Genomic DNA, 12,556 nt, shown 5'->3' on the forward strand with positions numbered 1-12,556 from the left:
CAGCGCTGCTACATGGCCTTGAACAGGTGGGCGTAGAGGCGGCTGACGGGGAGCTTTTCGGGGCGACCGGTCAATTCCAGGTGCAGCTTGCCGGCTTCGTCGCGCGTCACGGTGGTGATGGCGTCGGCACGCACCAGGGTGCTGCGGTGGATCTGCCAGAACACCCGCTGATCGAGCTGGGCGATCAGTTCCTTGAGCGGGGTGCGGATCAGGAATTCGCGCGCCGCCGTGAGCACGCGCACGTACTTGTCTGCGGCCTCGAAATACAGCACCTCGGCCACGGGCACCATATGGACGCGGTTGCCGCTGCTGGCCGGAATCAGCGTCAGCGCTGCGCCGGAAGATGCGCTGCTGCCCGGCACGACACCCGGCGCTGCCAGCAGATGGCGCAGTTGCGCCATGGTGGCCTCCAAATCAATAGCGTAAGGCGCGTGATTGGCGAGCGCCTGCTGTAGTTTTTGCACTGTTTTTTGCAGCCGCGCCGGCTGTATTGGCTTGAGCAGGTAGTCGATGGCCTGCGCTTCAAAAGCCTGCACGGCGTACTGGTCGTAGGCCGTCACGAACACCAGCGCCGGAAACGGGCGCGCGGACGGGCCTGTGCCGGGCCAGTCCTCGGCCAGTTCCACGGCGGCGTCGAGCCCGCTTTGGCCGGGCATGCGGATGTCGAAGAACAGCAACTCGGGTTGCAATGCCAGCGCCTGGCGCACGGCCGACAGCCCATCGCCCACGGTGGCGACGATTTGCAACCCGGGCCAGGCGCGGCTGAGCTCTTGCTGCAACGCGGCGGCCAGCAGGGGCTCGTCTTCGGCAATCAATGCGCGCGGGGCGGGCTGGTTCATGGCGCTGGCCGCAGCGGAAAAGTGACGCAGGCGCAGGTTCCACCTGCGCTGGGGGTTTGCACATCGAGGGTGCCTGCGCTGCCGTGCAGGCTGGCCAGGCGTTCGCGCACCTGGCTCAGGCCAAAGCGTTGGCCGGGGGGCGGGGCGGGGGGCAGGCCGGCGCCGGTGTCATGGACTTCGATGACCAGCAGCGGGCCGTGGGCGCCAGGGCGGGTGCCGGCGCGCACGCTGATGCGGCCACCGGCGACCTGGGGCTCCAGGCCGTGGCGGATGGCATTTTCCACCAGGGGTTGCAGCAGCAGGGTCGGCACGGGCACGGCGCGCAGGGCCTCGGGCAGGGTGAGGGTGTAGGCCATGCGCGGGCCCATGCGCATGGCCATCAGTTCCAGATAGTCGCGCAGGCGCTCGAACTCGGTGGCCAGCGGGTGCTCGGTGCTGCGCGATGCGCTGAGTGTGGCGCGCAGGTAGTCGATCATGCGGTCGATCATCTGCTGCGCGCGCGCCGGGTCGGTGCCGATCAACATGCGCAGGTTGGCCAGCGTGTTGAACAGCATGTGCGGCTCCAGTTGCGTTTGCAGCAGCCGGAGTTGCGCCTCGGCGGCTTGGCCGCGCGCCTCGTCCATTCTGGCGTGCAGCCTGGTGTGTTTGCTGCCGCTGTAGAAGAAATAGATGACGGCAAAGCTTGCCAGCAGCGTGATGCCGATGGAGATGCGCAACTGTGCCCCGCCGCCCGGCGCCCAGGATGAAAATCCGCACCACCAGGCGGCCAGCAAGTTGCCCCCCAGGTAGCCCAGGATGATGCCCAGCGCCGGCAAGACCAATCCGGGGATGCCGGCGGGCCAGCCCGTGTCGGGGTTGGGCCGAAAGAGGTGGCGCCCGAAGTCGATCAGCGCCCAGCACAGCGTGCCGATGGCCAGCGAGTAGCGCAAGGGGATGTCGTAAGGCCAATCGGGCTGGAACGCGCACTGTATGGCCGCGATGACTAGGCAAAAGGCCATGGTCCGCAGCAGGTTGCGCAGTTTGTCGAGCCAGTCGATGGGCGTGGCGCGGCGCCAGGCCCCATCGCGGTCATGCAAAGCAGCGCTCATCGCACTTGGCGCCGCAGGCGCTCGCGCTCCTTTTGCACCATGCGCTCGCGCAGGCCGCTGGCGGGGCCGCACATAAAGACCGCGATGCCGTGCAGCGCCAGACCGAGGCCCCAGCCGAGCAGCGGAAAGACCGTCCAGTGTCGGCTGCCAAAACCGTGGTGCGAGATGGCAAAGAGCGCCAGATTGATCACGACGAACGCTGTCGCATGGATGTACCAGCCCAGTTTTGCGCCAGCACGCCGGCGGGCCAGTCGGTCGATATCTTTGGGTGTCATGGGTTGGGTTTCGGGTGTCATGGGTTGGTCAAGAGGGTGGGGTGTCATGGGTTGTCCAAGAGGGTGGTTTCAGGATGGTGTGGACTGTGCCGGGGTGGCCGGGCCGGCGCCAGCGCCTGGCGACGAAATGCGGCTGCGCCGGTGCGAAATGGGGTTGCGCTGGCGCGAAGTGGAACTGCGCTGAGGCAAAACGGGGCTGCGCTGATGCGCAGGGCAGGCCGGCGGCGCGGGGTCTGCAAGCGGCGGTCGAAGGTCGCATCCGAGGCTGTGGGTCATTCGAGCAACTTGGCTCCGGCCATTGGGGATGGCGCCGTGTCGAATGTCAGAAATGGCAGTTCGGCGTTTTTCCGGGCAAGGGCGATATGCAAGCAATCCGCAAAATCGGCGGCCCCTTCTTCGTATGCCATCAGCGCTTGCTCCAGCGCATTTTCTGCCTCGAATGCCAATTCCACCGTGCTCAGCAAAGCGCAGAAGGCGCCCAGGATGTCCTCCTTGCTGAATTGGTAGCGTGAGCGCAGTACCCACTCGAACTCCAGCGCCACCGTGATCGGCACGAACAGTGACCGCGCCCATTGGCGGTAATGTGACAAGGCCCTGAGTGCAGCCGCGTTCTGTGGCCGGTCGTCATTGACGACGAGGCGCACCAAGACATTGGTATCGATGGATGCCGCCATGTTCAGGGCCGCATCTCGTCGATGGCCACATGCTTTTCTGCGGCAGGAGTGAGCATTCCGGCCACATCGGCGACAGACCTGTTTTTCACCCTGACGAGCAGCCGCCCGTCGGCCAGTGCATGCCATACCAGCCGGGTGCCGGCAGTGCCATGGATATGTTGCCGAATGCTGGCGGGAACGGTGGTTTGCCCTTTCGCGGTAATGGTCGATTCCGCCATCTTCGCTCCTTACAATACGCCCAAACGCAAGGCGCATCATAAAACGACAAAACAATAAAACAACAAAACAATAAAACAAGCCATCCACTGAACCAAAGGGCAGAAACACGCATCAGGAGCGCCATGAACCCGCAAGATGTCAACGCAGCCCCGCCATCGGTCACGCCCTCCGCCACCGGCAAGAAAGCGCGGCGCTCCTTGTGGGGCGGCGGCTTGGTGGCACTGGTTCTGTTGGGCCTGGTCGGTGCTGCGGCCTGGCATCTGGTGCGGCGCGCCCATGATGATCAGGGGCGTGACCGGGGCCCCGGCGGACGGCCCAACGTGATCGTGACCGTGGGGCAGGCCACGGTGCGCAAGGCCGAGTTGCCGGTGATCATCGACGCGCTGGGCACGGTGATTCCTGCCACCACGGTCACGCTGCGGCCCCAGGTGTCGGGCCTGCTCACGCAGGTGCTGTTCACCGAGGGGCAAATGGTCAGCAAGGGGCAGTTGCTGGCCCGGATCGACCCCCGTCCGTTCGAGCAGACGCTGCTGCAGGCCCGGGGCAACCGCCTGCGGGATGAGGCGCAGTTGGAACATGCCCGCGTGATGCTGGAGCGCTACCGCACGCTGCTGGCGCAGGATGCGATCGCCCGCCAGGATGTGGATGCCCAGGCGGCGCTGGTCAAGCAGTTGGAGGGCACGGTGCTGACCGACAGGGCGCAGGAGGACATGGCGCAGTTGAACCTGGACTACACGCGCATCACGGCGCCGGTTGCGGGGCGCATTGGTCTGCGCATGGTGGATGCGGGCAATCTGGTGACATCGGGGGCTTCGGGGGGCTTGGGGGCTTCGGGAGATGCTGCGGGCATTGCGACCATCACCCGGTTGGCGCCCATCGATGTGCAGTTCTCGGTGCCGCAGGACCGCGTGGGCGATATCCGCGCCGCGCAGGGTGATTCGGCTGCGCTGGTGGTGACGGCGCTGGACCGCACGCGCCAGAGCGTGCTTGGCAAGGGACGCTTTGCCACGCTGGACAATCTGGTGGACACCGCCACCGGCACCGTCAAGGCCAAGGCGCGCTTCGATAACGCTGGCGCTGCGCTGTTTCCGAACCAGTTCGTGAACGTGCAATTGCTGCTGCGCCACGTGGCGGCGCTGGTGGTTCCGGTCACCGCCGTGCGCACCGGCCCGAACGGGGACTATGTGTATGTGATCGACCAGGAGCGCAAGGTGTCATTGCGCAAAGTCCGGCGCGGGCAGGCCAGTGTGGAACTGATGGCGATCACCGAGGGGCTTGCCGAAGGCGAGCGGGTGGTCACCGAAGGCGGCGACCGGCTGCAAGACGGCATGGTGGTGCAAGTGCCTGGCGCGAAGGATGGCCCGCGCCCGCATCGTCCGCCGCGCAATCCTTGAGCGCAGGCTGTCGGCATGAGTCCTTCGCGTCCGTTCATCGACCGGCCCGTGGCCACTGCGCTGCTGATGCTGGCGATCGTGCTGGCCGGGTTGCTGGGTTTGCGTTTGTTGCCGTTATCGGCCTTGCCCGAGGTGGATTACCCCACCATCGAGGTGCAGACCCTGTACCCGGGCGCCAGCCCCGAGGTGATGGGCCGCACGGTGACTGCGCCGCTGGAGCGCCAGTTGGGCCAGATGTCGGGGCTTGCGCGCATGGCTTCGAGCAGCGGTGCGGGCCTGTCGATCATCACGCTGCAGTTCGGTCTGGGGCTGGCGCTGGATGTGGCCGAGCAGCAAGTGCAGGCGGCCATCAATGCCGGCAGCGCGTTGCTGCCCGCCGACCTGCCGGCGCCGCCGGTGTACGCCAAGGTCAACCCTGCCGACGCCCCGGTGTTGACGCTGGCCATCAGTTCGGACCGGATGCCGCTGACCGAGGTGCAGAACCTGGTGAACACGCGCCTGGCGCAGAAGATCAGCCAGGTCAGTGGCGTCGGTCGGGTGTCGCTGTCCGGCGGGCAGCGCCCTGCGGTGCGCATACAGGCCGATACCCGGGCGCTGGCCTCGTATGGCATGGGCCTGGATACTCTGCGCACGGCCATCACCTCGGCCCATGCCAACAGTGCCAAGGGCAGTTTCGACGGGCCGCAGCGGGCCTACACCATCGATGCCAATGACCAGTTGCTGACGGTGCGGGATTACCAGGACCTGATCCTGTCCTGGCGCAACGGCGCTGCGGTGCGCCTGCGGGATGTGGCGCGGGTGATCGACGGCGCCGAGAACGACCGCCTGGGCGCCTGGGCCAACGAGACCCCGGCCATCATCCTGGATGTGCAGCGCCAGCCGGGCGCGAACGTGATTGCCACGGTCGATCGCATCCGGCAACTGCTGCCCGAGTTGCAGGCCGGCCTGCCCGCAACGCTCAAAGTCCAGTTGCTGTCGGACCGCACCCGGGGCATCCGGGCATCGGTGACGCATGTGGCCATCGAACTGGCCCTGGCCGTGCTGATGGTGGTGCTGGTGATCTTTTTCTTCCTGCACAGCCTGCGTGCCACGGTGATCGCCAGTCTGGCGGTGCCGATCTCGCTGATCGGCACCTGCGGCGTGATGTATCTGCTCGGTTACAGCCTGAACAACCTGAGCCTGATGGCGCTGACCATTGCCACCGGTTTCGTGGTCGACGATGCCATCGTGATGCTGGAGAACATCACGCGCTATCTGCACGAGGGCGAGACACCGTTGCGGGCGGCGATCAAGGGCGCCACGCAGATCGGTTTTACGATCATCTCGTTGACGCTGTCGCTGATTGCCGTGCTCATCCCGCTGCTGTTCATGCGCGATGTGCTGGGGCGGCTGTTTCGGGAGTTTGCGGTCACGCTGGCCATCACCATCCTGATCTCGGCGGTGGTGTCGCTCACGCTGGTGCCGATGATGGCGGCGCGCTGGTTGCGCCCGGAACCCGAGGGCGGCAGCAAGGGCTGGTTCGAGCGCGGGTTCGGGCGCGTCGTCGCGGGCTATGACCGCTCGCTGCAATGGGTGCTGCGCCACCAGGGCGCCACGCTGCTGGTGGCCCTGCTGACGCTGGCGTTGACGGCCTGGCTGTACCTGGTGGTTCCCAAGGGGCTGTTTCCGACGCAAGACACCGGGCAGTTGCAGGCCCGCATCGAGGCCGCGCAGGATGTGTCCTACGCCCGCTTGAGCCAATTGCAGCAGGCCGCCGCGCGCGCCATCTTGCAGGACCCGGACGTGCAGTCGCTCAGTTCCTTCGTCGGGGTCGATGGCGCCAACAACACCTTGCCCAACACCGGGCGCATGTTGATCAACCTGAAGGCCGAGCGCGATGCGCAGCCGGTCATCATCGGGCGGTTGCGCGAGCGTGTGCAGGCGGTGGCCGGTGTCAAGCTGTATTTGCAGCCCACGCAAGACCTGATCATCGACGCCCAAACCGGGCCTACCGAATACCGTGCATCCATCGGCGGTGTCGATGCACAGCAGGTCAACGGCTGGACCCGCAAACTGGTGCAGCGCCTGGGCAGCGAGCCCATGGTGCGCAACGCCAGCACCGATGCCGGCGCCCAGGGGCTGTCGGCCTTCGTCGACATCGACCGCAACACCGCGTCGCGCCTTTCGGTCAGTGCCAGTGCGGTCGATGACGCGCTCTACAGCGCCCTGGGCCAGCGCATCGTTTCCACCATCTTCACCGAAACCAACCAGTACCGGGTGATCCTGGAGGCGCAGCCCGAGCAACTGGGCAGCACCGAAGCGCTGGGCACGCTGCAACTGCGCACCGGCTCGGGCGGGTCCACGCCGCTGGCCGCCGTGGCCAATATCCGGGAACGATTGGTGCCGCTGCAACTGACCCGTGTGGCCCAGTATCCGGCGGCGACGCTGGGGTTTGACAAGGCGCCGGGCCAGTCCCTGGGCAGCGCGGTCGATGCGATCCGCGCCGCCGCCCGGGAGATCGGCATACCGCAGGGCCTGGACATGGAGTTCCTGGGCGCGGCCGGGGCTTACGAGAAGTCGCTGAGCAGCCAGTTGTGGCTCATCCTGGCGGCCATGGTCTGCGTCTACATCGTGCTCGGGGTGCTGTATGAGAGCTACATCCACCCGGTGACCATCCTCTCGACGCTGCCATCGGCCGGGATCGGGGCCTTGCTGGCGTTGATGCTGGCGGGCCAGGACCTGGGGGTGATCGGGGTCATCGGAATCATCTTGCTGATCGGCATCGTCAAGAAGAACGCCATCATGATGATCGACTTCGCCATCGATGCGCAGCGCAAGCAGAACCTGCCGCCGCAACAGGCCATCCACCAGGCTGCCTTGCTGCGGTTGCGGCCCATCCTGATGACCACGCTGGCGGCATTGTTTGCCGCATTGCCGCTGATATCGAACTGGGGCGATGGCGCCGAACTGCGCCGCCCGCTGGGGCTGGCCATCTTTGGCGGGCTGATCCTGAGCCAGATGCTCACACTGTTCACCGTTCCGGTGATCTATCTGGCGTTTGAGCGCCTGGGTCGCAGTCGGGGCCGGGCCGCAGCGCCGCAGGAGCAGGCCCCGTGAACCTGTCGCGCCCCTTCGTCCAGCGGCCCGTGGCCACGGTGCTGCTGACCGTGGGCGTGGCCTTGGCGGGCATGGCCGCGTTTTTCGTGCTGCCCGTGGCGCCGCTGCCGCAGGTCGATTACCCGGCGATTTCGGTCTCCGCCAGCATGCCCGGCGCCAGCCCCGAGACCATGGCCAGCACGGTGACCACGCCATTGGAGCGCCGCTTGGGGTTGATTGCCGGGGTCAATGAAATGACCTCGGTCAGCGCCAACGGGACGGCCCGTGTGAGCCTGCAGTTCGACCTCGACCGCGATACCGACGCTGCCGCCCGCGCGGTGCAGGCCGCGATCAACGCCGCGCGCGTGGACCTGCCCGCCACGCTGCGCAGCAACCCCGTCTACCGCAAACGCAGTAATGCGGCAACGCCGGCCATCATCCTGGCGCTGACCTCCCGGACCCGCACGCCCGGGCAAATCTACGACGCCGCGTCGAACATCGTGAACCAGCGCCTGTCCCAGGTGGACGGTGTTGGCGAGGTGGAAATCGGCGGTGGCTCGCTGCCCGCCGTGCGGGTGGAACTGCTGCCCTTGGCCCTGAGCCGCTACGGCATCAGCGCAGAAGATGTGCGCGCCGCCATCCAAGCCGCCAATGCCGACCGCCCCAAGGGCGCGATCGAAGGCAGCGGGCGGCGCCTGCAGGTCTACACGCCACAGCCGGCGCGCCAGGCGGCGCAATACGAATCGCTGGTGATCGCCTGGCGCAACGGCGCCGCCGTGCGCCTGGGCGACGTGGCGCGCCTGGAAGACGGGGTGGAAAACAACCGCACGCTGGGCCTGTTCAATGGCCAGCCGGCCATCATCGTGCTGGTCACGCGCCAGCCGCAAGCCAACATCATCGAGATGGTGGATGCGGTGCGTGCGCTGCTGCCCGATCTGCAGGCGCAGTTGCCGCAGGACATCACGCTGGATGTGGTCTCGGACAGCACCCGCTCGATCCGCTCGTCGCTGCATGAGATCGAACTGACGCTGCTGCTGTCGCTGGTCCTGGTGGTGCTGGTGGTGGGACTGTTTTTGCGCCAACTGCGCGCCGCGCTGATTCCGGCAGTGGCCACGGTGGTGTCCCTGCTGGGCACCCTGGGCCTGATGTATCTGCTGGGCTTTGGCCTGGACAACCTGAGCCTGATGGCGTTGACCGTGGCCACGGGCTTTGTGATCGACGATGCCATCGTGGTGCTGGAGAACACCACGCGGCATATCGAAGCGGGCATCGACCGCATGCAGGCCGCCTTGCAGGGCGCGCGCGAGGTGGGCTTTACCGTGCTGTCGATCAGCCTGTCGCTGGTGGCGGTGTTCATTCCGCTGCTGTTCATGGACGGCCAGGTGGGGCGGCTGTTTCGCGAGTTCGCCATCACGCTGTCTGCGGCGGTGATGATCTCGCTGCTGGTCTCGCTGACCACCACGCCCATGATGTGCGCCTGGCTGCTGCCGAATCGGGCCCATGACCCGACCCGAGACCCGCCGCCCTCGCGCCTGGCGCGCTGGGCCGAGCGCGGCTACCAGTGGGTGCTGCGCGGCTATGCGCACAGTCTGGACTGGGCGCTGGCCAGCAAGGCGCTGGTGCTGCTGATTCTGCTGGCGGTGATCGGGCTGAACGTCTACCTGTTTTCCAGGATTCCCAAGGGCTACTTTCCGGAGCAGGACAACGGCCAGATCAACGCCGGTCTGCGGGCCGACCAGAGCATCTCGTCGCAGGCCCTGGGGCGCAAGCTGCGCCAGGCGGTAGACATCATCCGCAAAGACCCGGCGGTGGATGCCGTGGTCGGGTTTTCCGGCGGCAGCCGTGCCGGGGGCGGGTTCATGTTCGTCAACCTCAAGCCCCTCGGGCAGCGCAGCGACAGCACGCCGGTGGTCATCGCGCGCCTGCGCCCGCAACTCAACCAGATCGCCGGCCTGCGCGTGTTTCTCAACCCGGTGCAGGAACTGCGCATGGGCGGGCGTTCGAGCAACTCCACCTACCAGTACACGCTCAAGAGTGACAACCTGGCCGACCTCAAGCACTGGGCGACCCGGCTGGCCGAGCGCCTCAAGACCGAGCCCCGGCTCCAGGATGTGGACACCGACCAGGCCGATAACGGCGTGCAAACCCATGTGGAGGTCGATCGCGACAGCGCCGCGCGGCTGGGCGTGAGTGCTTCCGCCGTCGACAGTGCCTTGTACAACGCCTTTGGACAGCGCTCCGTGGCCACGATTTATGGCGATCTCAACCAGTACGCCGTGATCATGGAATGGGCACCCGAGTACCAGCAGGGGCCGACAGCGCTGGCCGACGTACAGGTGGCGAGCAGCCCCGCAGGGGCAGACGCAGTGCCAGGCACGGCCGCCAACCCGGGTCTGCGCGGCGGCTCCAGGGGCCAGGTGATCAGCACCGCAGCGGTCACCATGGTGCCGCAGCAGGCCATTGCGCGTGTGTTCGAGCAGGCAGCGCCCACCTCCGTCAGCCACCAGGACGGGGAACTGGCAACGACCATCTCGTTTAACCTCGACCCCGGCATATCGCTGGGCCAGGCGCGGGATGCCATTGCGCAGGCCGAGGCCGACATCGCCATGCCGACCAATGTGCGTGGCAGCTTCCAGGGCACCGCGCTCAGCGCCCAGCGCTCGCAAGGGCAATTGCTGCTGCTGATCATCGCGGCCATCGTGGTGATCTACATCGTGCTCGGCATCCTGTACGAGAGCCTGGTCCATCCGATCACGGTGCTCACCACCTTGCCCTCGGCCGGCGTGGGCGCCGTGTTGGCGCTGCTGCTGTTTGACATGCAGTTCACCGTCATTGCGCTGATCGGCGTGTTCCTGCTCATCGGCATCGTCAAAAAGAACGCCATCATGGTCATCGACTTTGCGCTGGAGGCCGAGCGCTCCCGCTCTCTGAGCGCGCAGCAGGCGGTTCGCGAGGCCTGCCTGCTGCGTTTTCGCCCCATCCTGATGACCACGCTGGCAGCGGCGCTGGGGGCCTTGCCATTGGCCATCGGCTTCGGTCAGGGCGCGCCATTGCGCCAGCCGCTGGGCGTGGCCATCATCGGCGGCCTGCTGGCCAGCCAACTGCTGACCCTGCTCACAACCCCGGTGGTGTATGTGCTGCTCGACAAACTGCGCCGCCCCGCACCCGGCGAGCATGGGCGCGGGACGGCGCCCGGGCCTGGGCCAGGCATGGCAGCCGATGGGGCATGGCGTCCCGGGTCGGCGCTACCAGCGCACAACACCTCGCACAGCGGGCGAGGCGGATAATCGGGCCGCCATTTGCAAGAATCCAAGGAGCCAGGGTGGACGTTGTATTGCTGGTCAAGGCCGCCATCATGGGGGTCGTCGAGGGGCTGACCGAATTCTTGCCGATATCTTCCACCGGGCACCTGATTCTGGCGGGGGCGTTGCTGGGCTTCGATGATGCCAAGGCCCAGGTTTTCGATGTCGCCATCCAGACCGGCGCCATCCTGGCGGTGATCCTGGTGTACTGGGCCAAGATCCGCGCCACGCTGCACGCCCTGCCCAGCGAGCGCCAGGCGCAGCGCTTGGCGTTCAACCTGGCCATCGGCTTTTTTCCCGCCGTGCTTCTGGGCCTGCTGTTCGGCAAGGCCATCAAGGCCCATTTGTTCACGCCGGTGGTGGTGGCCAGCACCTTCATCATCGGGGGCCTGGTCATTCTCTGGGCCGAGCGCCGAGCGCCGGCCGCCACCCGCATCCACACGCTGGACGCGATGACAGCGCCCGATGCCCTCAAGGTCGGCTTGGTGCAATGCCTGGCCATGGTGCCCGGCACCAGCCGCAGCGGCGCCACCATCATCGGGGGCATGCTGCTGGGCTTGTCGCGGCAGGCTGCCACCGATTTCTCGTTCTTCCTGGCCATTCCCACGCTCATTGGTGCGGGGGTCTACAGCCTGTACCAGGAGCGCGCGCTGCTGACCGTGGCGGACCTGCCGATGTTCCTCACCGGCCTGGTCTTTTCCTTTCTCAGCGCCTGGCTGTGCGTGCGCTGGCTGCTGCGCTACATTGCCAGCCACAGCTTTGTGCCGTTTGCCTACTACCGCATCGGGTTCGGGCTCATGGTTCTGGTGACCGCCTCGACCGGATGGGTGCCATGGGTGGATTGAGGCCGATGGCTCATTCATCCATCCATCCATCCATCCATCCATCCATTCATCCATTGCACCCATGCACGGCAGCCGTTGCCTTGTCGCCGTCGCAGGGCGGCTCATGGCCCCGTGCCGCTGTTGCCGGGGTCGTCTTGCAAAATGGTCTCGTAGTCTTGGCCGCCGTAGAACACGCCAATGATGGTCACCTGTCCGGCGTTCACATCGAAGGCGATGACGGCCCGCTTCCTGTAGTTGGTGATGCGCAGACCGGGGCGCACATCATCGCGCCTGTTGCCCCGATGCGGGAAGGTGCACAGGCTCTCGCAGTAGCTCACGATCGCCTCGGTATACCGCGCTGCAATCCCGGGCGACGCCGCAGCGGCAATATGGCGGTACAGGGCTGAAAGCTGTTCCTCAGCCTCGGGGGAGAAGACGACGCGGTAGCTCATTCCATTCCTGAATCATCCGCGCACTCGGTCGGCGTCGCTCGCCGCACATTCGTGCGGTCTGCACTCCGCCTTCGCGTTCATGAACGATTTGGCAATGGAATCACGCCTTGGCATGCTCGGCGGCAAGACGCGCACGCACCTGGTCGGCCGTTACGGCGCGCGACGGATCGGCCTTGAGGGCATCGTAGGCCGGGCCCACCTGCTGGTGCAGCCAGCTTTCGACGGCCCGATCGCGCGCCAAGAGCGTGCGCAAGCCGTCGCGGATGACTTCGCTTTCGCTGGCGTACTCGCCAGCGCGCACCTTGGCCTTGATCATGTCCGACATGTCGTTGGGCAGGGTGATGCTCAGTTGTTGTGTGGTTCGCATGGCGTTTTCCGGTCATCAGCACGGGATTGAATCCTACTCCACGGCCC

The 12,556-nt window shown here is 66.4% G+C and carries 11 protein-coding genes; 4 read left to right on the plus strand and 7 right to left on the minus strand.

Translation table 11 applies throughout. From position 1 onward, the window contains the following. Positions 1-8 precede the first annotated feature (8 nt). From VEIS_RS11165 to VEIS_RS11185, 5 genes are all read right to left on the minus strand, one after another. Positions 9-839 carry a LytR/AlgR family response regulator transcription factor gene (locus tag VEIS_RS11165; RefSeq protein WP_011810033.1) on the minus strand — a complete coding sequence of 277 codons (831 nt, stop codon included), beginning with the start codon at positions 837-839 and terminating at the stop codon, positions 9-11. Beyond that, the gene (locus tag VEIS_RS11170; RefSeq protein ID WP_011810034.1) at positions 836-1,927 is read right to left on the minus strand and encodes a sensor histidine kinase; all 1,092 of its coding nucleotides are present in this window, start codon (positions 1,925-1,927) and stop codon (positions 836-838) included. Before VEIS_RS11170 ends, VEIS_RS11165 begins: the two co-directional genes overlap by 4 nt. Then, positions 1,924-2,202: a 2TM domain-containing protein gene (locus VEIS_RS11175; protein WP_321161053.1), complete on the minus strand. Its 279-nt coding sequence runs from the start codon at positions 2,200-2,202 to the stop codon at positions 1,924-1,926. The genes VEIS_RS11170 and VEIS_RS11175 overlap by 4 nt, the downstream gene beginning before the upstream one ends. Positions 2,203-2,474: 272 nt before the next feature. Next, on the minus strand, positions 2,475-2,876 hold the full coding sequence (locus tag VEIS_RS11180) for a PIN domain-containing protein (protein WP_011810036.1): 402 nt from the start codon (positions 2,874-2,876) through the stop codon (positions 2,475-2,477). Positions 2,877-2,878: 2 nt separating this feature from the next. Continuing rightward, positions 2,879-3,094: an AbrB/MazE/SpoVT family DNA-binding domain-containing protein gene (locus VEIS_RS11185; protein WP_041949972.1), complete on the minus strand. Its 216-nt coding sequence runs from the start codon at positions 3,092-3,094 to the stop codon at positions 2,879-2,881. A gap of 123 nt (positions 3,095-3,217) precedes the next feature. Here VEIS_RS11185 and VEIS_RS11190 point away from each other — a divergent pair, with 123 nt between their 5' ends. From VEIS_RS11190 to VEIS_RS11205, 4 genes are read left to right on the plus strand one after another with little or no spacing between them, the layout of a single operon-like run. Next, the gene (locus VEIS_RS11190) at positions 3,218-4,489 is read left to right on the plus strand and encodes an efflux RND transporter periplasmic adaptor subunit (protein WP_011810037.1); all 1,272 of its coding nucleotides are present in this window, start codon (positions 3,218-3,220) and stop codon (positions 4,487-4,489) included. Between the two features lie 15 nt (positions 4,490-4,504). Beyond that, positions 4,505-7,585, plus strand: coding sequence for an efflux RND transporter permease subunit (locus VEIS_RS11195; RefSeq protein ID WP_011810038.1), 3,081 nt, complete (start codon positions 4,505-4,507; stop codon positions 7,583-7,585). Further along, positions 7,582-10,851 carry an efflux RND transporter permease subunit gene (locus VEIS_RS11200; RefSeq protein ID WP_011810039.1) on the plus strand — a complete coding sequence of 1,090 codons (3,270 nt, stop codon included), beginning with the start codon at positions 7,582-7,584 and terminating at the stop codon, positions 10,849-10,851. The genes VEIS_RS11195 and VEIS_RS11200 overlap by 4 nt, the downstream gene beginning before the upstream one ends. A 35-nt stretch (positions 10,852-10,886) precedes the next feature. Beyond that, a complete protein-coding gene (locus VEIS_RS11205; RefSeq protein WP_011810040.1) occupies positions 10,887-11,711 on the plus strand; it encodes an undecaprenyl-diphosphate phosphatase in 825 nt (274 codons plus the stop codon). 101 nt (positions 11,712-11,812) lie between these two features. On the opposite strand, the gene VEIS_RS11210 is transcribed toward VEIS_RS11205, so the two are convergent. After that, positions 11,813-12,142 (minus strand): type II toxin-antitoxin system RelE/ParE family toxin, encoded by a 330-nt coding sequence (locus VEIS_RS11210; RefSeq protein WP_011810041.1) that lies wholly within the window; start codon positions 12,140-12,142, stop codon positions 11,813-11,815. Between the two features lie 100 nt (positions 12,143-12,242). Then, on the minus strand, positions 12,243-12,509 hold the full coding sequence (locus tag VEIS_RS11215; RefSeq protein WP_011810042.1) for a ribbon-helix-helix domain-containing protein: 267 nt from the start codon (positions 12,507-12,509) through the stop codon (positions 12,243-12,245). Positions 12,510-12,556: the final 47 nt, after the last annotated feature.

This window comes from Verminephrobacter eiseniae EF01-2, from assembly GCF_000015565.1.
GTDB classification, from domain to species: domain Bacteria; phylum Pseudomonadota; class Gammaproteobacteria; order Burkholderiales; family Burkholderiaceae_C; genus Acidovorax; species Acidovorax eiseniae.

What these genes read in the sequence shown, in the direction of transcription:
- VEIS_RS11165 (WP_011810033.1), bottom strand. Translation starts at nt 839, where the DNA reads ATGAACCAGCCCGCCCCGCGCGCATTGATTGCCGAAGACGAGCCCCTG.
- VEIS_RS11170 (WP_011810034.1), bottom strand. Translation starts at nt 1,927, where the DNA reads ATGAGCGCTGCTTTGCATGACCGCGATGGGGCCTGGCGCCGCGCCACG.
- VEIS_RS11175 (WP_321161053.1), bottom strand. Translation starts at nt 2,202, where the DNA reads ATGACACCCAAAGATATCGACCGACTGGCCCGCCGGCGTGCTGGCGCA.
- VEIS_RS11180 (WP_011810036.1), bottom strand. Translation starts at nt 2,876, where the DNA reads ATGGCGGCATCCATCGATACCAATGTCTTGGTGCGCCTCGTCGTCAAT.
- VEIS_RS11185 (WP_041949972.1), bottom strand. Translation starts at nt 3,094, where the DNA reads ATGGCGGAATCGACCATTACCGCGAAAGGGCAAACCACCGTTCCCGCC.
- VEIS_RS11190 (WP_011810037.1), top strand. Translation starts at nt 3,218, where the DNA reads ATGAACCCGCAAGATGTCAACGCAGCCCCGCCATCGGTCACGCCCTCC.
- VEIS_RS11195 (WP_011810038.1), top strand. Translation starts at nt 4,505, where the DNA reads ATGAGTCCTTCGCGTCCGTTCATCGACCGGCCCGTGGCCACTGCGCTG.
- VEIS_RS11210 (WP_011810041.1), bottom strand. Translation starts at nt 12,142, where the DNA reads ATGAGCTACCGCGTCGTCTTCTCCCCCGAGGCTGAGGAACAGCTTTCA.
- VEIS_RS11215 (WP_011810042.1), bottom strand. Translation starts at nt 12,509, where the DNA reads ATGCGAACCACACAACAACTGAGCATCACCCTGCCCAACGACATGTCG.